At 44.6% G+C, this 21,849-nt stretch carries 18 protein-coding genes and 1 other annotated feature; of the genes, 10 read left to right on the top strand and 8 right to left on the bottom strand.

Going from position 1 to position 21,849, the window contains the following annotated elements:
• Window positions 1-565: 565 nt before the first annotated feature.
• From clpB to rluD, 3 genes are all read right to left on the bottom strand, one after another.
• Window positions 566-3,139 (bottom strand): ATP-dependent chaperone ClpB, encoded by a 2,574-nt coding sequence (gene clpB, locus R8N47_RS11530; protein ID WP_005381873.1) that lies wholly within the window; start codon window positions 3,137-3,139, stop codon window positions 566-568.
• A 144-nt stretch (window positions 3,140-3,283) separates the two neighbouring features.
• The gene (gene pgeF / locus R8N47_RS11525; RefSeq protein ID WP_005381874.1) at window positions 3,284-4,012 is read right to left on the bottom strand and encodes a peptidoglycan editing factor PgeF; all 729 of its coding nucleotides are present in this window, start codon (window positions 4,010-4,012) and stop codon (window positions 3,284-3,286) included.
• Window position 4,013: 1 nt separating this feature from the next.
• A complete protein-coding gene (rluD, locus tag R8N47_RS11520) occupies window positions 4,014-4,991 on the bottom strand; it encodes a 23S rRNA pseudouridine(1911/1915/1917) synthase RluD (protein ID WP_005381875.1) in 978 nt (325 codons plus the stop codon).
• Between the two features lie 136 nt (window positions 4,992-5,127).
• Here rluD and bamD point away from each other — a divergent pair, with 136 nt between their 5' ends.
• The 5 genes from bamD to yjjX all read left to right on the top strand — a co-directional run bounded on the left by bamD (window position 5,128) and on the right by yjjX (window position 10,117).
• Window positions 5,128-5,856, top strand: a complete 729-nt coding sequence (bamD, locus tag R8N47_RS11515; protein ID WP_005381876.1) for an outer membrane protein assembly factor BamD — start codon at window positions 5,128-5,130, stop codon at window positions 5,854-5,856.
• Window positions 5,857-6,004: 148 nt separating this feature from the next.
• On the top strand, window positions 6,005-7,486 hold the full coding sequence (locus R8N47_RS11510; RefSeq protein ID WP_311764764.1) for a lytic transglycosylase F: 1,482 nt from the start codon (window positions 6,005-6,007) through the stop codon (window positions 7,484-7,486).
• 325 nt (window positions 7,487-7,811) lie between these two features.
• Window positions 7,812-8,138, top strand: coding sequence for a ribosome hibernation-promoting factor, HPF/YfiA family (gene hpf / locus R8N47_RS11505; protein WP_005381889.1), 327 nt, complete (start codon window positions 7,812-7,814; stop codon window positions 8,136-8,138).
• A 108-nt stretch (window positions 8,139-8,246) separates the two neighbouring features.
• Window positions 8,247-8,368 (top strand) — a sequence feature (Phe leader region).
• Between the two features lie 12 nt (window positions 8,369-8,380).
• A complete protein-coding gene (gene pheA / locus R8N47_RS11500; RefSeq protein ID WP_017636154.1) occupies window positions 8,381-9,559 on the top strand; it encodes a prephenate dehydratase in 1,179 nt (392 codons plus the stop codon).
• A 24-nt stretch (window positions 9,560-9,583) separates the two neighbouring features.
• Window positions 9,584-10,117: an inosine/xanthosine triphosphatase gene (gene yjjX / locus R8N47_RS11495; RefSeq protein ID WP_005381891.1), complete on the top strand. Its 534-nt coding sequence runs from the start codon at window positions 9,584-9,586 to the stop codon at window positions 10,115-10,117.
• Window positions 10,118-10,227: 110 nt separating this feature from the next.
• On the opposite strand, the gene trpR is transcribed toward yjjX, so the two are convergent.
• A complete protein-coding gene (gene trpR, locus R8N47_RS11490; protein WP_005381892.1) occupies window positions 10,228-10,536 on the bottom strand; it encodes a trp operon repressor in 309 nt (102 codons plus the stop codon).
• Between the two features lie 13 nt (window positions 10,537-10,549).
• Complete coding sequence (gene sltY / locus R8N47_RS11485; protein ID WP_064353644.1) at window positions 10,550-12,496, bottom strand: murein transglycosylase; 1,947 nt, start codon at window positions 12,494-12,496, stop codon at window positions 10,550-10,552.
• Window positions 12,497-12,860: 364 nt separating this feature from the next.
• On the opposite strand from sltY, the gene ettA reads away from it, so the two are divergent.
• From ettA to R8N47_RS11470, 3 genes are all read left to right on the top strand, one after another.
• Window positions 12,861-14,528 (top strand): energy-dependent translational throttle protein EttA, encoded by a 1,668-nt coding sequence (gene ettA / locus R8N47_RS11480; RefSeq protein ID WP_005381894.1) that lies wholly within the window; start codon window positions 12,861-12,863, stop codon window positions 14,526-14,528.
• 230 nt (window positions 14,529-14,758) lie between these two features.
• On the top strand, window positions 14,759-15,118 hold the full coding sequence (locus R8N47_RS11475; RefSeq protein ID WP_064353643.1) for a PilZ domain-containing protein: 360 nt from the start codon (window positions 14,759-14,761) through the stop codon (window positions 15,116-15,118).
• A gap of 39 nt (window positions 15,119-15,157) precedes the next feature.
• Window positions 15,158-16,159 (top strand): peptidoglycan DD-metalloendopeptidase family protein, encoded by a 1,002-nt coding sequence (locus tag R8N47_RS11470; protein WP_064353642.1) that lies wholly within the window; start codon window positions 15,158-15,160, stop codon window positions 16,157-16,159.
• Window positions 16,160-16,236: 77 nt separating this feature from the next.
• Here R8N47_RS11470 and tyrA read toward each other — a convergent pair whose 3' ends face one another.
• From tyrA to nagZ, 3 genes are all read right to left on the bottom strand, one after another.
• Window positions 16,237-17,364 carry a bifunctional chorismate mutase/prephenate dehydrogenase gene (gene tyrA, locus R8N47_RS11465; RefSeq protein WP_005385935.1) on the bottom strand — a complete coding sequence of 376 codons (1,128 nt, stop codon included), beginning with the start codon at window positions 17,362-17,364 and terminating at the stop codon, window positions 16,237-16,239.
• A 21-nt stretch (window positions 17,365-17,385) separates the two neighbouring features.
• On the bottom strand, window positions 17,386-18,462 hold the full coding sequence (locus R8N47_RS11460; RefSeq protein ID WP_005381904.1) for a 3-deoxy-7-phosphoheptulonate synthase: 1,077 nt from the start codon (window positions 18,460-18,462) through the stop codon (window positions 17,386-17,388).
• A 207-nt stretch (window positions 18,463-18,669) separates the two neighbouring features.
• Window positions 18,670-19,653: a beta-N-acetylhexosaminidase gene (nagZ, locus tag R8N47_RS11455; protein WP_005381905.1), complete on the bottom strand. Its 984-nt coding sequence runs from the start codon at window positions 19,651-19,653 to the stop codon at window positions 18,670-18,672.
• Window positions 19,654-19,752: 99 nt separating this feature from the next.
• Between nagZ and R8N47_RS11450 the strand changes: the two genes are divergently transcribed.
• Window positions 19,753-20,865, top strand: a complete 1,113-nt coding sequence (locus tag R8N47_RS11450) for an anhydro-N-acetylmuramic acid kinase (RefSeq protein ID WP_064353641.1) — start codon at window positions 19,753-19,755, stop codon at window positions 20,863-20,865.
• A 36-nt stretch (window positions 20,866-20,901) separates the two neighbouring features.
• Window positions 20,902-21,831, top strand: coding sequence for an N-acetylmuramic acid 6-phosphate etherase (gene murQ / locus R8N47_RS11445; RefSeq protein WP_025768437.1), 930 nt, complete (start codon window positions 20,902-20,904; stop codon window positions 21,829-21,831).
• Window positions 21,832-21,849 lie beyond the last annotated feature (18 nt).

The raw sequence follows: 21,849 nt of genomic DNA, 5'->3' as shown, positions 1-21,849 counted from the left end.
GCCGCCAGCGTTCAATCTGAGCCATGATCAAACTCTTCAATTTAAGATTTTGTTCGGCTCAATGAATACTGAACATTCCTTTCGCTAATAAATAGCAGAAGTAATGTTTGAATTGACTGTGCTGAATCTTTCGATTCAATGGTCACTTCGTATCATTGAAACCTAATTTTAAGCCTAAGCTTCTAATTGGATTATCATCAACGAGTGCCCACACAGATTGATAGGTCTATATTTTTAAAGAGCACACTTCGAAGTTCTCTTCAAAGTGGACGGCTATTTTAGCTAGATAACTTATCGTGTCAAACACTTTTTTAAGTTATTTATCTGCGAGTTAATTTTAACTCACTAACCGTAGTTGTTTAGGTTCCGCTTCACTTGCTTTCCCGTGACAACGGAGGCGAATTATAGGGAGTTCATTAAAGAACACAAGTGCATTTTTTAAAAAAACTCACCTTTTTAGTTTATTCGTATAGAAAACAGACAAAAGACTCTAAAAAACTATAGAAAAGGGGCCAAACGGCCCCTTTAGTGTGATTTTTATCTCAATTTTACTGTATCCATACAATTATTGATGAGCACAAATTTGGTCATTAGTAACAATTAGCTGCACTGTCTTGTCTGGAACGATTTCACCAGACAGAATTGATTTGGCTAACGGATTCTCGACATTCTGCTGAATTGCACGTTTTAAAGGACGCGCACCATACACAGGATCGAAACCAACTTGAGCGATCAAATCGAGCGCTTTGTCGGAAACTTCTAGTTGATAGCCTTTCTCCTCTAGTCGTTTCGCCAAACGTTCCAATTGAATAGAAGCAATGGACTTAATGTGTTCTTGACCAAGTGGATGGAACACCACGATTTCGTCAACACGGTTCAAGAACTCTGGGCGGAAGTGTTTGCTAACCACATCCATCACTTCACTCTTGATACCTTGATAGTCTAATGTTGCGAAATTCTCTTGGATACGAGATGAACCCAAGTTAGATGTCATGATCACAACCGTATTACGGAAGTCAACAGTACGACCTTGACCATCCGTTAAACGCCCATCATCGAGAACTTGCAGCAGAATGTTAAATACATCCGGATGCGCTTTCTCTACTTCGTCTAACAAAATTACCGAATACGGCTTGCGACGAACCGCTTCCGTTAAGTAACCACCCTCTTCATATCCGACATAGCCTGGAGGCGCACCCACCAATCTTGCCACTGAGTGTTTCTCCATGAACTCAGACATATCGATACGGACCATCGCATCTTCGCTGTCGAACATAAAGCTCGCAAGTGTCTTACAAAGCTCTGTTTTACCCACACCAGTTGGACCTAAGAATAAGAAGGAGCCAATTGGTCGGTTTGGATCAGAAAGCCCAGCTCGACTACGACGAATGGCATTCGATACAACAGAGACCGCTTCGCTTTGCCCTACCACACGATTATGCAGCACGTCTTCCATACGAAGTAGTTTCTCTTTTTCCGCTTCTAGCATCTTGGATACCGGAATGCCGGTTTGCTTAGAAAGTACTTCTGCAATCTCGTTGTCGGTTACTTTATTACGCAATAGCGTCATTTCCTGCATTTCAGCTTGGGTTGCAAGATCTAACTGCTTCTCAAGTTCAGGAATACGACCATATTGAAGCTCCGACATACGGTTTAGATCGCCAGCACGGCGAGCAAACTCCATGTCCATACGAGCTTGTTCAAGCTCAGACTTAATATGTTGAGTGCCAGAAAGAGCTGCTTTTTCTGTATTCCAAACCTCTTCTAGCTCAGCATACTCTCGCTCTTTTTCATTGAGTTCTTCATTAAGCGCTTTCAAACGCTTTTCACTCGCTTCATCGTGCTCGTTACTTAGTGCTTGTTGCTCAATTTTGAGTTGGATAATTTTACGCTCAAGCTTATCCAAGGACTCTGGCTTAGAGTCAATTTGTAAACGAATGCTTGAAGCCGCTTCGTCGATTAAGTCGATCGCTTTATCCGGCAACTGACGGTCGGAGACATAGCGATGTGACAAGCTCGCCGCAGCAACAATCGCTGGGTCAGTAATTTCGACGTGATGATGAAGCTCATAACGCTCCTTCAAGCCACGTAAAATCGCCACGGTATCCTCAACGGTCGGCTCATCCACCAGCACTTTTTGGAAACGACGTTCTAATGCTGCATCTTTTTCGATGTACTGACGATATTCATCCAATGTTGTTGCGCCAACACAGTGCAGCTCACCACGAGCTAATGCCGGTTTTAGCATGTTGCCCGCATCCATTGAGCCTTCACCTTTACCAGCGCCGACCATAGTGTGTAGCTCATCAATGAAGAGGATGACGTTGCCTTCTTCTTTAGCAAGTTCATTCAATACTGATTTTAAACGCTCTTCAAATTCACCACGGTATTTAGCACCAGCAACCAGTGCGCCCATATCCAGTGATAGCACACGGCGACCACGCAGACCTTCAGGTACTTCATTGTTAACTATGCGCTGCGCTAAGCCTTCAACAATTGCTGTCTTACCTACGCCTGGTTCACCGATAATCACTGGGTTGTTTTTAGTACGACGCTGCAATACTTGGATAGTACGACGGATTTCATCATCACGACCGATAACAGGATCTAATTTACCTTGCTCTGCACGCTCGGTAAGGTCTATGGTGAACTTTTCCAATGCTTGGCGAAGCTCTTCTGCATTCGGGTCATTGACCTTTTGACCACCTCTGATCTTTTCGATTGCCTGGCTGACTTTTTGCTCTGTTAAACCGATCTCTTTGAGTAATTGCCCCAATGGTCCGCGGTCTTCTAAAGCGGCAAGCAGGAAGACTTCAGACGAGATATAGGAGTCTTGACGCTTTTGCGCCACTTTGTCACACAGGTTAAACAATGTGCCCATCGAGCTAGAGAGCTGAACATCCCCACCGATGCCACTGACTTTTGGTAATCGATCTAACATTTCACTCAATTTAGAGCGTAAATGCGTTACGTCCACATCCAGCATAGTAAGCAATGGACGAATTGGACTGCCATTTTGATCAAGCAAAGCCACCATGAGGTGAACTGGCTCGATATATTGATGATCGCGCCCTAACGCTAGTGATTGAGCATCAGAGATAGCGATTTGAAACTTACTTGTGAATCGATCAAGACGCATATCTACCTTCCTAACCTCAACTAAAGGAAATTCTTTTGACAGTTAGAAAGATGGATACTCGGGTGGGGAATTTCAAGGGAGTGAATGAATAAAGATAGCTTTGCAAAAATAGTAGTATGCATCTTAGCACTTTGGTGCTTATAGCTAGTCTTCGATCCAAATAAAGGTTGCTTGTCGACCAGTCTTACCATCACGGCGATAAGAGTAAAAAGAGGCTTTATCTTGGTAAGTACAAAGTCCAGAATCAAACACTTGTGTCACACCAGCCCGGTTTAGACGTTGCGTTGCCAGCACCGACATGTCAGCAAACCATTTACCGTCGATATCGCGTGGAGCAAATGCTTGATTCGCCTGTGAATCAAAATCAACAAAAGCTTGCAGAACATCTTCACCCACTTCGAAGGCTTGAGGGCCAATGGCGGGGCCAAGCCACGCTATCACTTCACCAGAAAACAACGCTAACGCATTTTCGACAATGCCATTTGCTAAGCCGCGCCAACCTGCGTGAACAGCGGCTACTTGCGTACCTTGTGTATTAGTCAATAATACAGGTAAACAATCGGCGGTCATCGCTGAACAAACAACATGGCTTGAAGAAGTAAATACACCATCCGCATCAAGCACCTGTGTTGTTGGTTCATTTGCTTGAGCCACAACGGTTGAATGCGTTTGGTTTAACCAGATTGGCGCATTTGGCATGCTTGCCTGTTGCGCCAACCAAGCTCGGTTCTTCTCTACTAAAGACAAATCATCCCCAACGTGAGTACCTAAATTTAGCCCTTGGTAAGGGCCTGTCGAAAATCCGCCTATGCGTGTTGAGGCGAAAGCTTTGACATTTTTAGGCGCTGGCCAGTTCGGAATGATCGTCTTCATATTAGAATTCTTCCGGTAAGCCGTGCTCTTCTGTATCTTGACGAAGCGCTTCAGTCATCACAACCATGTCATCAGGCACTGGAGCATGAAACTCAAGAACTTCGCCCGTAATTGGGTGCTCAAAGCGCAGCATTACTGCGTGCAATGCTTGGCGATCGAAGCCCCGGATCATTGCCGTTAGCTCTTCAGACGCACCTGTCGGGATGCGAGCACGTCCACCATATGCAATATCACCGAGCAGCGGATGCTGAAGATAAGACATGTGCACACGAATCTGGTGCGTACGACCCGTTTCTAGACGCAAACGAATACGCGTGTGTTCGCGGAAGCGTTCAGCAACACGGTAGTGCGTTACTGCTGGTTTGCCCATTGGTGCCACCGCCATAAGCGTGCGCTTAGTAGAGTGACGACCAATAGGTTGATCCACTTTACCGCCCGCAGTCATACGACCAATAGCGATCGCTTCGTACTCACGAGTAATATTACGTTTTTGCAGTGCGCGAACCAGACGAGTTTGTGCAGGAACGGTTTTCGCCACCACCATCAAACCCGTTGTGTCTTTATCCAAACGGTGCACGATACCTGCACGAGGTACTTCTGCAATATCAGGGTAATGATGCAACAACGCATTAAGCACAGTGCCATCAGGCGTACCAGCGCCCGGATGAACCACAAAGTCACGAGGTTTGTTGATAACGATAATATCTTCATCTTCATAGACGATATCTAGCGGGATATCTTGCGCTTCCCAGCGTTCTTCATCTTCTAACTCGGCTTGCAATGTAATTTCCTCGCCACCCATTACTTTGGTACGAGGTTTAGTGACAACTTCACCATCAACTTGAACTTTCCCATCAAGCAGCCACTCTTTTAGGCGCGAGCGAGAGAAGTCCGCGAATAATTCGGCGATAGCTTGGTCTAAACGTTGACCTAACTGGCTATCTTTTACGGTATTTGTTAATACAATCTGCTGAGCCATATCGAACTTTTTTAAAAACTGTGAGACTAATGCTCACGACTGTGAAAAAATAGACTATTACGTCATTGTATCTGTTACTGGAAAGAAAGTAACGGCAGCTTAAGAAATATTTAGATTCAAGGAACAGACTCCTGATATGAAACGTCAGACTTTAACAGGCCTTTTAGCGGTATCCCTTCTGTTTGGATGTGCAAGCAAAGAAGAAATCGTTCCTGATGTGCCGCCTTCGGAACTGTATGCAGACGCACAGATTTCTCTTCAAAGTGGTAATTGGCTTTCTGCAATTGAGAAACTGGAAGCATTAGACTCACGTTACCCATTCGGTGCCTACTCTGAACAGGTGCAGCTTGACCTAATCTATGCGTACTACAAAAACGACGACCTTGCTTTGGGCTTGGCAACCATTTCTCGCTTTATGCGTTTAAACCCAACCCATGAAAAGATGGATTGGGTGCTGTACATGCGAGGTCTAAGCCACATGGCGCAAGATCGTAACTTTATGCATGATTTATTCAGCGTAGATCGAAGCGATCGCGATCCTGAACCGGTAAAAAAAGCGTTTGATGACTTCAAAAAACTACTTCAACGTTACCCGAATAGCCCATATGCAGAAGATTCACAAAAACGTATGGTCGCGCTGAAAAACCGTCTAGCGAACTATGATTTAGCGACTGCTGACTTCTACCTTCGCCGTGAAGCTTGGGTCGCTGCTATTAATCGCAGCCAAGAGCTACAAAAAGCGTATCCAGACACAGAAGCTGCACGTAAGTCACTGACTATCCAGCTAGAGGCCTACAAGCAACTTGGTTTGGAAGACGCCGTAGCAAGAACTGAAAAGCTTATAGAGCTCAACCCTGTGAAGTAATTGAACTTGCTTTAAACTGAACCGCCACCGTTTTTACCGTGGCGGTTTTTTATTACTCTCAATAGTGTATTCAGCCCTTTCTTGATGATCTTCCTAGCTCCACATATGCTTAAAGTTCTCCTCCCCCCTTTATAAAAAGGATGTGAACGTGACGATATCTAAGCTTTGCGCAGTTATGCTGCTCCTATTGTCTGCTTCCGTTTGCGCACTGCAAATCTCGCCGCTCAAACAGCCTCCTTATACTGGGGACCTCGACGTCATCAAGGAGAAGAATGTACTGCGCGTCTTAGTTTCTGCTGATTTAGGCTTTTACTACATTGAGGGCGGCACACCAAAAGGCATAGGCGCGGAATTGCTGGCGCATTTCGAAAAAGACCTTCGTAAACTCAAACCAAAGCTTAACGTACAAATTATTCCTGTTGCCCGCGACCAGCTACTGCCAGCCTTAGAAAACGGTTCAGGTGACTTAGTTGTCGCCAACCTGACTATTACCGACACGCGCAAACAGAAAGTGGAGTTCAGTTCACCCATTCTCACTGACATTCAAGAGTGGGTAGTGACAAACAAAAGCACACCAACGATGACGAAAATCGAACAACTGAGCGGCAAAGAGATTTGGGTGCGCGCCAGCTCTAGCTACTTTGAAAGCATTCAGACACTAAATAAGAAACTAAACAAAAAAGGCTTACCGCCTGTTATCGTGCACTTTATTGAAGAAACACTTCAAGATTATGAGCTGGTCGGAATGCTCAACAATGGTTACGTCAAAGCCATTGTTCTCGATAGCCATAAAGCCAAGCTTTGGCTGAAAGTGATGGATGATATTCGGGTTCACAAAAAAATCCCTATCCGCAAAAATGGCAAAATTGCTTGGGCAATGCGAGAAAATAGTCCCAAATTAAAAGCCGTCGTGAATAAGTTCATCCAGAAGTCTCGCTCTGGGACACTACTCGGTAACGTTATTTACAGTAAATACATCGATAACACGGGATGGTTGAACAGAGCTCTTAACCCTAAGAAAATTGCTCAACTAGAAAAACTCGCAGCGCTATTTTCACGCTATGGTGAGAAATACGATATCGACTATTTACTGATCGCTGCAATCGCTTACAAGGAATCAGGATTTAATAACGACCTAGTTGGAAGCCGAGGTGCCGTTGGCATAATGCAAGTCCTACCCAGCACCGCTCAAGATCCGAATATCAATATCAAAAATGTTCGACAATTAGAAAACAACATTCATGCTGGAGTGAAATACTTAGCTTTTTTGCGTAAGCAGTACTTCAGTGATCCTGATATTACTGCACAAAATAAACTCTACTTTACATTGGCGGCTTACAATGCGGGCCCCGGCAATGTAGAGCGTATTCGTAAGCGTGCAGCCCAACAAGGTTACGATCCTAATGTTTGGTTTAATAACGTGGAAGTCGTTATGCGGAAAAGTTTAAGCTCAACGGTTGGGTACGTCACAAGCATTAATCGCTACTACATAATATACAAACAACTAGAAAGCTTGGACCAAGTCAAAAGTCTAGAAAGGGTTTCACTAGCCCCAAAAGACCCCATTTTCATGATACCGCTACGAAAAGTCAGCCAAATGCCAGACAGTAAAAAGCCGCTTGTACAGTAAGCGGCTTTTTAAATGGATTCATTGGAAAGACTCAGTGATCGTCATCACACCTTACGTGTAGTTAAATTTTAACCACCTCAAATATTAGGCCGTAAAACTTCCCTAAAAACGAGGCCGTTTTCAGCTGAGTACTCTACCCAATCTACGGATTTACTAACCGATAACAAGCAATTTCACGATAAATCTCAGAAGTTCTTGAGTGAGATCACATTCATTTTTCATCATAAAAAACCCGAGCAAAATAATGATCTGAATCACATTTTTTTATGCTTAAAGCGGTAATCTGAACTCAACCCATGAGGGATGCAACAGAGGAAAAACACTTATGACAATGAATATCACTGGCAAAAACATCGAAATCACCTCTGCAATCCGAGCTCATATTGAGAGCAAATTTAAAAAACTGGAGAAATGGCAAGTAGACCTAATTGGTTGCCAAGCAACTTTCAGTGAGGAACCAAACAAACAGAAGAAATTCGAAGCGGTTATCAAAGTTCCTAAAGGCCAGCTCATTGCCTCAGCAACTCACGAAGATCTTTACGCAGCTATCAACGAAGTGGAGCAAAAACTAGAACGACAATTGAACAAGCTGACCCACAAACCTGAAGCTCGACGTGCAAGTAAGCCTGAGCTAGTGGAAGAAGAAGAGTAAACTGAACAGATTGAGGAAATAGCGCCGAAAGGCGCTATTTTTTTGCTTGACGCTCTCCCCAGCCTTGCTTATTGTGTTTAAACACTCATAAATTAAGCACTATTTATGCATTTAACCTCACTGTTTATTTTTGACTTCTTTTTCCTCCCATAGTTGGAGGGGCGAACTCGTTTGTGAAAGAAAAGTCAAAAACAAACAGAAAGCCTCCCAAATCGGGAGGCTTTTTTATAAGGAAAGAATTGATGACTGACCAACCTATTTCCCTCGAAGAAATTCGTTTACGCTTGAATGAGTTGGATGACCAACTTCTCAGCTTGTTGTCTGAGCGCCGTAAACTCAGCATTGAAGTAGCCAAAAGCAAAGTACAAACCTCAAAGCCTGTTCGCGACGCCGTCCGTGAACAGCAATTATTGGTCAAGCTAATTTCTAATGGCCAAGATAAATACGAACTTGACGCGCAGTACATCACCAAGCTTTTCCATACCATCATTGAAGACTCAGTTCTGCTTCAACAAAGTTATCTGCAAAATCTCGTTAACCCACAGCAAAGCCGTAAGCCACTTGCTCGCGTCGCTTTTTTAGGAGCCAAAGGCTCTTATTCGCACTTGGCAAGTCGCGAATACTTCAGTCGTAAAAATACGGAGCTTATCGAGCTCAACTGCGAGCACTTTAAAGAAGTGACTCAAACGGTTGAATCTGGCCATGCTGATTATGGCGTTCTGCCAATCGAAAACACCAGCTCAGGCTCTATTAATGAAGTGTATGACTTACTACAACACACGACGCTTTACATCGTTGGAGAGCTAACTCAACCAATCGAACACTGCTTGGTTGCGAAAAAAGACATTCGTCTGGAAGATATTAAAACGCTTTATTCTCACCCTCAGCCACACCAACAGTGCAGTGAGTTTTTAAGCCGTATGAAAGGGGTAAAGCTGGAATCCTGCGCGAGCACAGCAGATGCAATGCAGAAAGTCCAAGAGATGGATCGTGATGATGTGGCTGCAATTGGTAATGCATCAAGCGGTAAGCTATATGGCTTGCAAGCAATTCAAGGCAACATCGCAAACCAAACCGAAAATCATACTCGCTTTATCGTGGTTGCTCGTAAACCGGTTGAAGTTTCTACTCAGATTCCAGCAAAAACCACATTGATCATGTCGACCTCCCAAGAGGCAGGCTCATTGGTTGAAACACTATTAGTGCTGCAACGTTACGGCATCAATATGACCAAGCTAGAATCACGCCCAATTATGGGGAACCCGTGGGAAGAGATGTTCTACGTAGACTTGACATCACATCTTGCTTCGACAGAAATGCAACAGGCACTTGAAGAGCTGACAAAAATCACTAAGCACTTGAAAGTATTAGGCTGTTACCCGAGTGAGAACGTAAAGCCTACGCAAGTAAAATTGAGTTAATAGACACCAGTGAGTAAAAAGATCATGGCAACCCAAAAAGTCGTAATCGCATCGCTAAACCCAGCCAAAATTAATGCAGTTCAAAGTGCATTTCGTAATGCATTTCCGCATCAAGAGTTCAACTTCGTTGGCATCAGTGTACCGAGTGAGGTCGCAGATCAGCCCATGACGAATGAAGAAACTCATCGTGGTGCGCTAAACCGCGTTAAAAACGCAAAAGTAGAGATGCCAAACGCGGATTACTATGTCGGTCTCGAAGCGGGAATTGAAGCAAACGTGACGTTTGCTTGGATGGTTGTTGAATCAGAGACTCACCGCGGTGAATCTCGTTCTGCAAGCTTAATGTTGCCGCCAAAAGTCTTGGAAAAACTCAAGGATGCGAATGAGTTGGGAGATGTAATGGACGAAGTGTTTGGTACTGATAACATCAAACAGAAAGGTGGCGCTATTAGCCTGCTAACCCAAAACCAGCTAACTCGAAGCTCAGTCTATCACCAAGCCTTGATTCTGGCTTTAATTCCATTCACAAACCCTGAGCACTTTCCTTCAAATTTATAACACTCAGCCTATTCTTTAGATACGCAAAAGGGCGGATATTTCCGCCCTTTGTAATACGTTATCTTAGTCACTTGTAACACCAAGGCCTAAAAGCAAATTGGATATACTGTCTACTTAGATACCGCAACTTGTTCTAACAAGACTTTCAACTTGTCTTTTTCTTCATCAGATTTCGACTTTAGTTCGTTAGAGCCACGAGTAATGGTGGCAATGCCCACACCAAGCATCTGACTGATCTGACGTTGAGATAATTCTCCTTTAAGAAGTTCGTTAATTATATTAACGCGTGATATTAATGACTCTCTCTCATCACGTGACATCAGCATAGTTAACAGCATGTCATCTTGCTGGGTGCCCATACTTGTTCGAATTAGCTCAATAATCTGTTGCCAGTCTTTGTACTCGGGTTCGTGCGACATCAAGTTACCTCACTCAATACTTGGTATTGATCTCATGTTGATTCAAGAACGCGCCATCGATACCCAAAAGATCACGATAGTATGTTTCAAACATCAAGATGTTTTGTACATAACCGCGCGTCTCTTTAAATGGAATTGCCTCAATAAAGGCATAAGCATCCACTTTTCCTTGGGTACGCTCTCGCCACGTTTTTACTCTGTTAGGACCTGCATTATAAGCAGCAAGAGCAAAAATACGATTATTATCGTAATCCTCTAATAAACCTTGCAAATAATGGCTACCAATTTCGATATTTTTTCCTACATTGTAGAGATCCTGCGTACCTTGATAACTCAACTTATATTTACGTGCCGTGTACTTCGCCGTCGCAGGCATGATCTGCATAAGACCACGAGCGCCGACTGGAGAGCGGGCTTCAACATCTAACGCACTTTCCTGTCGAGCGAGAGACATCATCGTGATGGGATCAATGTTGTGCTTTTTCGCATAAAAGTTAAACCACCAGCGGTGTGCTATTGGGAACCTAAGTTCGATATTATCCCACATCTGCGCCTGAATACTCGCGGTCACCGTTAGGTGATGCCAACGTTTAAATGATGCATAAGCCGCCAACATCGCCTTTTCATCTTTCCCTACGCGGCGCAGTAAGTGTGCCCATTCACTCTTCGCTGCTGCGATTTTATCCGTCGCGATCAACTCTTCGATACGAGCTAGCGAGTCTTGATAGGGTTGAACAACTTTCTTATCCAACTTAACCGTATGCGTTGGGTATTTGATTGATTGTCCGATTGCATTGGCGGCAGCCACACTGTAGAAGTTTCGTTGCCCAAGCAGAGTTGCTAAACGCTGTTTCCCCGCGATGTCATCACCTAACGCTATTTCACTTCTTCCAAGCCAATATTGCCAGCGTAGCGTGGCTTGCTCTTCTTTATTTAGAACAGCAATCCACTCTTGTACGCCTTTCCAATCTGCATTTTGAATCGCTAAGCGGATGCGCGTTTCAATCAACGGTAAGTACTGACTGGTTTTCGTTTTATCATCGCGCCATTTAGCTAATGACTCAGACTCCGTACGAGTCAATCGAAATGCAATATAGTCGGCAAGTTCTTGCGCTTTTTCTGGAGAAAACTTCTGTCCTTTAATGACGACATCGTACGCACCTTGTGCTTGGCTAGTGTTCATGCGAGCCAACTTTTCTAACGCATATTCACTTTGCGCTCGATTAAAATCATTCGCAGGTTTTTTCTTCGCGAATTCCGCAACACTTGAAGGATTATCAAACAACGCTTTCATTTCTTTGGCTTGTTGCTTTGCCTGCGCTGATTTAGGCAGTTTGAGCAAGTAACTCATCAAACCGCCATTACGAGCATCAAACGCCAGTAACATACGCTGTAGAATCAGTTCATCGGTACGCTCACCCGCCTTGTCCCATGCTTCAAATAATGGGTCACACTCATCAGCAATGCTGATGCCACGTAACCACATATGTTCAGCCCCTTTAAACGCCGCGACTTTCTTGCCTTGCTTTAATTGAGCGACGTAGAAAATACATTGGTAACGCTCACCACTAGGAATGACTTTTTGAAACTCAGTAATGGTTTTCCAATCTTTTTGCTTATAAAGATGATTGAGGTATGGAGCGCGAACTCGACGAGAAAATGGAAAAGACTCGTGCTCAGAAATAAACTCGTTCACCTGTTGTGGTGACTTTTCCGGTAACTGTCTAATAAAAGTGCGGTAATCCACATAAGGCGTTAGTGGATAGTCAGAAATTTTAGGACGAATCGAAAGGTATCCGTCGATGTCATTTTTATCTAATAAATCTTGAGCTTGCTCATATACTTCGCGCTGCTTTTCCAAACTCAGCGCGGCATTAGCACTCAAACTCATAGCACACAACGCGGCGGCGCAGCATACGTTTTTAGCCAATTCAGATACGTTGAATCTCATTTGTGTCATTTTCCCCAGACATATACTGCCCTAAAGCCTAGTTTTGTTAGAGTTCATGTGATGTTAAGGCAATTTTCACACATGCATCTATTTACACAGAATGCAGATGTCCATGTAAAGCAACTTAGTGTATTAAAAATTGTACTCGTCAAACTTTTAAGACGATGGAGACAAAGCGTTTCTAACTCGCATAGAAAACATTTCGTCATTCTTAACGAATAACAAAAGTGTATACCCTAACCGTGTAAGTTTCCGGTCAGCTCAAAATAAGAAATCCATTCGTTAGGGAAATTCTTGCAATGCGGTAACAAAAACAAAGCACTTGGTATAAAATGATGGGTTTGAATGACAGTTAATTTAGGAACGATCGGCAATGGCTGAATACGTATATACCATGTCGCGGGTGAGCAAAATTGTGCCACCTAAGCGTCAAATTCTTAAAGACATCTCTCTGAGCTTCTTCCCTGGTGCGAAAATCGGTGTTTTAGGTCTGAACGGTGCAGGTAAATCCACACTGCTACGTATCATGGCAGGTATCGACACGGATATCGACGGTGAAGCGCGTCCACAACCTGGTCTAAACGTAGGTTACCTACCTCAGGAACCAGTATTAGACGAATCAAAAACCGTTCGTGAAGTTGTTGAAGAAGCGGTTGCTGACGTTGCTGACGCTCTGAAACGTTTGGACGCAGTCTACGCAGCATACGCTGAACCAGATGCAGACTTCGACGCACTTGCAAAAGAGCAAGGCGAGCTAGAAGCCCTTATCCAAGCGAAAGATGGCCACAACCTAGAAAATGCGCTTGAGCGTGCAGCAAACGCACTACGTTTACCTGAATGGGACCAAAAAATTGCGCACCTATCAGGTGGTGAACGCCGCCGTGTGGCTATTTGTCGCTTGCTACTTTCTAAGCCAGACATGCTACTGCTTGATGAACCTACCAACCACCTAGATGCAGAATCAGTGGCTTGGCTAGAGCGCTTCTTAGTGGATTACACAGGTACCGTAGTAGCCATCACCCACGACCGTTACTTCCTAGATAACGCTGCGGGCTGGATCTTAGAACTGGACCGTGGTGAAGGTATCCCATGGGAAGGCAACTACACCTCATGGCTGGAGCAAAAAGACGCTCGTCTACAACAAGAAGCCTCCCAAGAGAGTGCTCGCCAAAAGACTATCGAGAAAGAGCTTGAGTGGGTACGTAAAAACCCTAAAGGTCGTCAAGCGAAGTCAAAAGCACGTATGGCTCGCTTTGAAGAACTGCAAAGCTCTGATCACCAAAAACGTAATGAAACCAATGAACTGTTTATCCCACCAGGTGAGCGTCTAGGTGATAAGGTTATTGAAGTGAAGAACCTGACCAAGTCATTTGACGGTCGTGTTCTGATTGATGACCTGTCATTCAGCATCCCTAAAGGTGCAATTGTTGGTATCATCGGTGCTAACGGCGCAGGTAAATCGACGCTATTCAAGATGTTAAGTGGTACTGAACAACCAGACTCGGGCACAATTGAGATGGGCGATACAGTAAAACTAGCATCTGTCGATCAGTTCCGTGACAGCATGGACGATTCTAAAACCGTATTCCAAGAGATCTCTGAAGGTGCTGATATCATTAAGATCAACAACTTCGAAATCCCAGCTCGCGCATACTGTTCACGCTTTAACTTTAAAGGCAGTGACCAACAAAAAATTATTGGTGAGCTATCGGGTGGTGAGCGTAACCGTGTCCACCTTGCGAAGCTTCTTAAAGCGGGCGGCAACGTGTTGCTACTCGACGAACCAACCAACGACCTTGACGTTGAAACACTGCGTGCTCTAGAAGAAGCATTACTAGAGTTCCCTGGTTGTGCAATGGTTATCTCGCACGACCGCTGGTTCCTTGACCGTATCGCAACCCACATCATTGACTACCGTGACGAAGGCCAAGTTAACTTCTACGAAGGTAACTACACAGAGTACATGGATTGGTTGAAGAAAACATTGGGTCCTGAAGCCGCAGAACCACACCGTATCAAATACAAGCGTATTGCGAAGTAATCGCAACCCACAAAGTTTGATTGTAATTTGTACAAAGGCCGCTATCATAGCGGCCTTTGTTTTCTTTGTTATAAAAAGAGCTCATTAGCCCGTCTCGTTCGTTAAGAACATGACATAGCACTTACGTCACTCTGTAGCGACCTCGACACTTTTCAAACAACAATCGAACATTTTTTGTTCGTATTGATATACTATTCGATTCTGTTTGACGACCTGACGAGAATATTCATATGACAGAGAGACGACGCTTTTCACGTATTCTCCATCAAGCTCCAGCTAAGATAGAACAACGTGACTTGGTAATTGAAGCTAGGATTCAAGATCTTTCCTTGCATGGTTTACTCATGAAAGTGGAAGAGACTGAGGCTTTGGATCCAACCCTTCCAGTCCATGTGACTTTTTCATTTGATCAATCCGAACAAGTGATTACGTTAAAAGCGCAAATTGTGAATGTCTCTAAGTGTGAGATTAGGTTGAAGATCGCTAAGATAGACATCGAAAGCATTAGCCAACTAAAACGATTTATAGAATTGAATGTAGGCAATAACGACCTTCTGAATCGAGAGTTAGAGCACCTCTCTGGTTTTTAGGAGAAAAATAAATGAACGCCTATTTAAGTAACAATAACTATGTCTAAAAAAATCATCATGCAGATCCCGACGAAAGACGGCGATCAGCAGTTCTATTTGGGCCGCAGTTCGGTCCTAGCAGTATTTGCTTCAGTATTGTCATTACCCGCCGTCGTTGGTGGCACGTGGTACCTTAATCAGCAGCAGATGCACAATATAGACGAACTAACACAAATCATCGCCAAACTGGAAAGTGAAAAGGCCGAAGTGACGGCTCTTTACGAAGAGCAGCTTGATACCAATCATTCACTTTCCCAGTCTTTGACTGACAAAAACAATCAAATTCAGCTATTGGGCAAACGGGTATTCGACGTTGAATCGGTTTTAGGTCTCGCAGACGAAGAGTTGATGATCGATGAGAACAGCATGGGGTTAGAGGAGCGAATTGACGCAGCCGCTATCGATTCTGCTGTTCGAGCGACGATGTTCCGTTTGATACCAAATGACAGTCCAGTCACATACCAACGTATTTCTTCTTCTTACGGCAGTCGTATTAATCCGATTTCAGGTAAGAGACATGTTCATACTGGTATCGATCTGACTTGTAAAAGAGGAGAAGAGATCCTGGCACCGGCTGACGGTGTGGTGGAAACCGTTCGCCCGAGCAATCGTGGTTATGGTAACTATGTCACCATTCGTCACTCATTTGGCTTTATGAGCTCCTTTGCTCATCTACAACGCTTCAAAGTGAAAAGCGGTCAGTTTGTTAGTAAAGGCGACATCATTGCTCAATGCGGTAACTCTGGCAACTCCACAGGGCCACACTTGCACTATGAAGTACGCTTCCTCGGACGAGCACTCAATCCTCAATACTTAATGGAGTGGACGCCAGAAAACTTCAATGACGTCTTTGAAAAAGAGAAAAAAGTGAAATGGGGACCTTTGGTTCAATTGATTGATAACGTTGTACGTCTACAAGTCAATTTAACCAATTCACCCTATCGCGATACCAGTATCAACACAGTATCAAGTGAAGATACGAGTAATACTGCGACGAACTGATTTGTCCATCAACACGAAAAAGAGCAGCTTACGCTGCTCTTTTTGTTTCGGGCTCTGCACGGCTAAATGACCCGTGATTAGCCGCGATGAATATTATCATTCGCCTGTTTGAGTAAGTTTTGGCTCTCATTCATAAATTGTTGAGAATAAGTACCAAACCAATCACTCACCTGCTTAAAGCTTTCGATGAATCGCGCTTTGTCTCTGCTATCCAGAATCGCTACCGCATCACCTAAACGCTGATGGAATCGCTTGATCATATCGATATTCTCTTGAGAAGAGAAAATGATATCACCGTACAAGTTCGGATCCTGACCAAACAGTCGTCCCACCATCGCCAATTCAAGGCGGTAGATTGGCGAGCTTAACTTCAACAACTGATCGATGTTCGGATTCTCTTTGCTAAGGTGCATACCGTAAGCAAACGACGTGAAGTGGCGCAACGCCTGAATCAACGTCATGCCATGATCGTGCTCTTGTGCATCGATTTGGCACAAGCTTGCGCCCCAAATCCCAAACTGTTGCAATAGCCATTGGTAATGCTCGTGACCACGGCCATCACAGTACACAATAACCTGCTTGGCAAGGCTCGGAACATCTGGGCCAAACATTGGGTGCAAACCAACCACAGGACCTTGGTGCACATTCAACATTGCTTGCAGAGGCTTCGACTTGATAGAAGTCAGGTCACACAGAATGCAGTCTTGCGGCAAGTTCCCCAGTTTTTCGATCACCCCTTCCGTTAGATGAATCGGCACCGTGACCACGACTAAACCCGCGTTGTCTAGAATCTCATCCGCATGATCCCAGTCTTTACTGCCGAGAACTTTGACCCGGTAGCCCGACAATTTGAACATACGCCCAAACAGGCCACCCAATTGACCATTACCACCAATAATAACAACTGAGCGTAAATCAGGGTTCAAACACTTAAAACCGGAATCTTTCTCGCTGGCATAAGACTCACGCATTGTTCGACGCAGAATATCTTCAATAAGCTGTGGAGGAATTCCCATTTTTTCAGCTTCAGCGCGACGAGAAGCTAACATCGCCGCTTCGCGGTCTGGAGCATAAATTGGCAAACCATGTTCGCTTTTTACTTCCCCAACTTTCTCTACGAGCGCTAAACGCTGAGCCAATAGCTCCAACATTTGCTTGTCGACTGCATCAATCTGATCGCGTAATGCGTTAAGTTCAACTGCCATTGATGTTCCTTAAATCCTGTATTAATTAGCCTTTAGACGATTTTCTAAGAAAGGCACTAGCTCTTCATGTGCATGACGTAATAGTGCCTCAGTTGAATCCCAATTGATACATGCGTCAGTGATAGATACACCGTATTTCATCTCTTCAAGAGCTAAGTCAGAAGATTGATTTCCTTCATTGATATGGCTTTCAATCATAAGACCGATAATAGATTTATTGCCTTCACGGATTTGATGAATCACATCCTCCGCGACTAATGGCTGGCGACGGTAATCTTTACGTGAGTTGGCGTGACTGCAATCCACCATTAATGAAGCATCAAGACCAGATTTCGCCATCTCTTGCTCACACTCAGTGACTGATACCGAATCGTAGTTAGTTTGCTTGCCGCCACGTAAGATCACATGTCCATTAGCATTGCCCTGGGTGGTCAACAGTGCGACTTGTCCCTCACGGTTAATTCCCATAAAACGGTGGCTAGAGGACGCAGCTTGCATCGCGTTAATTGCGGTTGCCAAACTGCCATCGGTGCCATTCTTAAAACCGATTGGCATAGACAGGCCGCTTGCCATTTCACGGTGAGTTTGTGACTCCGTCGTACGAGCACCGATGGCTGCCCAGCTAAAAGTATCCGCCAAGTATTGTGGGCTAATTGGGTCTAGAGCCTCAGTCGCGAGCGGGATTTCCATCTCTGCCAACTCCACCAGAAGTTCGCGTCCAACATGCAGACCGTGTTCAATATCGAAACTGCCGTCTAGGTGTGGGTCATTGATCAGGCCTTTCCAGCCGACCGTGGTGCGCGGCTTCTCAAAGTAAACACGCATAACAATATACAGTTGGTCACTTAGTTGTTCAGAGAGTGCTTTAAGTCGCTTTGCGTAATCCTTCGCCGCTTCTACGTCGTGGATAGAACATGGACCGCATACAACAAGCAGGCGGTGATCCTTCTTGTGAATAATATTAGCGATAGTTTGACGAGACTCTTGAATAAAGCGACGTGCTTTTTCACTCAAAGGAAGCTTGGTTTTTAGTTCCTCCGGAGTAATAAGAACCTGTTCTTCGATAATATTAATATTGCTCAACTCACTTTTCTGCATAACTCTAACCTGTATATTTATTTTTACACCCAACCAAACCTTTGGTGAGACAACTAAGCTTTAACGACAAGATAACAGGCTAAAAAAGAAAAACAAGCGTACAGAATAAAAAACATTTAGTGTAAACCTAGGTTTACAGTTAAATAAAAAGCCAAAGTATAATTAACTTTGGCTTCTCATCGCTGTTTTGAATCTTTTACAAGAGGTTTAGCTAGTCAAGCGTTTCATCGCTTCACTCGCCGCTTTCCACTCTTGAGATAGCTTAAGTTCGCTTGGAGAAAATGACTGTTTTTTTAGTAATCCATCCGCGAGTGGCACGGTTGAAACCGGTAAGTTGTCTAATACCTCAACGTGCGCTTCTCGTTTATTACACATTAACAACATATCGCAACCAGCTCTCAATGCTTGAGCACCTCGCTCGGCTGGGCTGCCCATAATCGCAGCGCCTTCCATGGTCAAGTCATCCGAAAAAACCAAACCTTTAAAACCCAATTGCTGACGCAGGACCTGTTTTAACCAGTATTCAGAACCGCTGGCTGGTTGAGCATCATAATGTGGGAAAATCACGTGAGCAGGCATCATGGCATCTAAAATACCGGCATCAATTTGCGCTTTGAAGATCGCCATATCTTGTTCAAAAATATCACTGCGCTCGTCGTATGGTGTTTCTAGATGTGAGTCTGCAATCACGCCACCATGTCCAGGGAAGTGCTTGCCTGTCGTTGCCATGCCAACACTCTTCATTCCTTGCATATAAGCAGTGCTATAGCGAAGAATGGTATCGGCATCTTCACCGAATGCACGGTTACCGATCGCTTTACATTGATGGCCTTGGTCAAGTACCGGGGCAAAGCTTAAATCAATATCATGGGCAATCAGCTCTGCTGCCATTAACCAACCGCCCATACGAGCAAGCTCTTCACCATTTTGATGTTTAGCGTACTCATCAGCAGCAGGAATTAATGAGAAACCTTCACGAAAGCGCTGCACTCGGCCGCCTTCTTGATCCACACCGATCAAAAACGGGCGCTTAGCCGCCTTTCGGATGGATTGAGTAAGTGCTTGAAGCTGTTCGCTATCATGATAGTTGCGAGCAAATAGAATTAAGCCACCAACCGTAGGATGCTCCAAGATTTCTTTGTCTTCAGCGGTCAGTTCATACCCCGCAACGTCAACCCATAACGGTCCCATGTTTTCTCCTCAAAATCGGCTGAATATCTCGTATTCGATGAGGTTATTCGCTTCAGATTTGCTTTACAATAAGTGAATGAAGAATTGACGAGATCGGCTATGAAATTTAACGAACTGTACATTGGTGTGATGTCTGGAACGAGTATGGATGGCGTTGATACCGCTCTAGTTGAAATAAGCGATGAGCATGTTCGCCTGATTGCGCACGACGACTACCCAATGCCCGAAGCGCTAAAAGACATGCTGTTATCTGTTTGTACCGGTCAAGCAACAAATTTAAAAGCCATAGGTGAACTTGACCACCAGCTCGGCCACCTATTTGCAGATGCTGTGTTACAGCTGCTCAATAAGTCTGGTTACGTCGCAGAGCAAATTCGTGCGATTGGTAATCACGGTCAAACAGTGTTCCATCAGCCTACCGGAAACTTGCCGTTTACCACTCAATTGGGCGATGCAAACATTATCGCGGTCAAAACAGGCATTGATACGGTAGCGGATTTTCGTCGTAAAGACATGGCGCTAGGTGGACAAGGTGCCCCACTCGTCCCTGCTTTCCATAAAAGCATTTTTGCGATGCAGGATTCCACAACTGTGGTACTTAACATTGGAGGCATTGCCAATATCTCGGTACTGCATCCAGAACAACCAGTCATTGGCTATGACACAGGCCCGGGCAATATGTTGATGGACGCATGGTGTGCGCTGCATACTGGGCAAAGCTTCGACGAAGATGCACAATTTGCACTTAAAGGAACGGTAAACGCTACTTTGTTGATTCAATTACTCAAAGAAGCTTACCTCGCCATGCCTGCCCCTAAAAGTACCGGGCGAGAACTGTTCAATATTGACTGGCTGCATCAACAACTGGCCCATCACAATTTACCAATCGAAGACGTACAACGTACACTTTGCGAGTATTCTGCAATTACCATTGCCAACGAAGTCGACAAGTTTTCTCATGGCAGCACGCCTCAACTATTGGTCTGTGGCGGTGGAGCAAGAAACCCACTTTTAATGCAGCGACTAGCTAAGTTATTGCCACAATGGAGCGTTGCGACAACGGCAGAAAAAGGTGTTGATGGCGACTACATGGAAGCAATGGCGTTTGCTTGGCTTGCGCAGCGCCATATTCACGGCCTCCCTAGCAACTTACCGGAAGTTACGGGGGCAAGTCGTCTCGCTTCACTGGGTGTACTCTATTCAAAAAATTAAGGGCAATAGATCCTAAACAAAAAGGCTTAATTCATTATGACGAACGATGCACTTATCGCAGCTTTATCCCATCTGGTATCTGAAGGGCGAAACCCAGACACCATGGACATCGACTTGCTGCCTTCTCTCGATATTGTTCAACGCATCAACCAACAGGACAAACTCGTTCCTCTTGCCGTTGAAAAAGTGTTGCCTGAGATCGCTGAAGCCGTTGATAAGATCACGGAAGCATTTAAGGTCGGAGGTCGGTTGTTTTACATCGGTGCGGGTACCAGTGGTCGACTTGGCGTTTTGGACGCTTCAGAATGCCCACCAACTTTTGGCACAGATCCAGAGATGGTCGTTGGTATTATTGCCGGTGGAAAAGAGGCAATGTTCCGTGCAAAAGAAGGGGCGGAGGACGACCCAGCATTGGGCGAGCAAGATCTTAAAGAGAATACGCTAACACAACGCGATGTCGTCGTTGGTATTGCGGCAAGTGGACGAACACCTTACGTGATTGGTGGCTTAGAGTATGCGAACGAGCTTGGTGCCACCACTGTAGCACTATCTTGTAACCCTGACTCTCCGATTGCAGATATTGCTGATATTGCGATTAGCCCCGTTGTTGGACCTGAAGCGTTAACGGGATCCACTCGCTTAAAATCAGGGACAGCACAAAAACTCGTACTGAACATGCTCACTACCGCAAGCATGATTCGCCTGGGCAAAAGTTATCAGAACTTAATGGTAGATGTGAAAGCGACGAATGCAAAGCTAGTTGCAAGAGCGGCTCGTATTGTTATGCAAGCAACAGATTGTACTAACCAAGAGGCTAAAACGGCGCTCAAAGAAACTGACTACGACGCCAAGTTAGCGATTTTGATGATTTTAACCGGGCTGGATAAAGAAAGCGCAACTGAGCAACTGAACGCCAAGCAAGGATATTTAAGAAAAGTCGTGATCGAGCAAGCTAATCAATCTTAATCAATAAAGCGCCTCACT

The organism is Vibrio sp. 2132-1 (assembly GCF_033344315.1).
The sequence above is the reverse complement of the archived record's forward strand: the minus strand, read 5'-3'. Positions and strand labels throughout refer to the sequence as shown.

Coding starts and splice junctions, on each gene's coding strand:
- nagZ (WP_005381905.1), bottom strand. CDS start 19,653: ATGGGACCGTTATGGGTTGACGTTGCGGGGTATGAACTGACCGCTGAA.
- trpR (WP_005381892.1), bottom strand. CDS start 10,536: ATGTCGCACGAACCCGAGTACAAAGACTGGCAACAGATTATTGAGCTA.
- R8N47_RS11475 (WP_064353643.1), top strand. CDS start 14,759: ATGACAGAGAGACGACGCTTTTCACGTATTCTCCATCAAGCTCCAGCT.
- clpB (WP_005381873.1), bottom strand. CDS start 3,139: ATGCGTCTTGATCGATTCACAAGTAAGTTTCAAATCGCTATCTCTGAT.
- tyrA (WP_005385935.1), bottom strand. CDS start 17,364: ATGGCAGTTGAACTTAACGCATTACGCGATCAGATTGATGCAGTCGAC.
- sltY (WP_064353644.1), bottom strand. CDS start 12,496: ATGACACAAATGAGATTCAACGTATCTGAATTGGCTAAAAACGTATGC.
- R8N47_RS11460 (WP_005381904.1), bottom strand. CDS start 18,462: ATGCAGAAAAGTGAGTTGAGCAATATTAATATTATCGAAGAACAGGTT.
- ettA (WP_005381894.1), top strand. CDS start 12,861: ATGGCTGAATACGTATATACCATGTCGCGGGTGAGCAAAATTGTGCCA.
- R8N47_RS11450 (WP_064353641.1), top strand. CDS start 19,753: ATGAAATTTAACGAACTGTACATTGGTGTGATGTCTGGAACGAGTATG.
- pgeF (WP_005381874.1), bottom strand. CDS start 4,012: ATGAAGACGATCATTCCGAACTGGCCAGCGCCTAAAAATGTCAAAGCT.
- hpf (WP_005381889.1), top strand. CDS start 7,812: ATGACAATGAATATCACTGGCAAAAACATCGAAATCACCTCTGCAATC.
- bamD (WP_005381876.1), top strand. CDS start 5,128: ATGAAACGTCAGACTTTAACAGGCCTTTTAGCGGTATCCCTTCTGTTT.
- rluD (WP_005381875.1), bottom strand. CDS start 4,991: ATGGCTCAGCAGATTGTATTAACAAATACCGTAAAAGATAGCCAGTTA.
- R8N47_RS11470 (WP_064353642.1), top strand. CDS start 15,158: ATGTCTAAAAAAATCATCATGCAGATCCCGACGAAAGACGGCGATCAG.
- yjjX (WP_005381891.1), top strand. CDS start 9,584: ATGGCAACCCAAAAAGTCGTAATCGCATCGCTAAACCCAGCCAAAATT.
- murQ (WP_025768437.1), top strand. CDS start 20,902: ATGACGAACGATGCACTTATCGCAGCTTTATCCCATCTGGTATCTGAA.
- pheA (WP_017636154.1), top strand. CDS start 8,381: ATGACTGACCAACCTATTTCCCTCGAAGAAATTCGTTTACGCTTGAAT.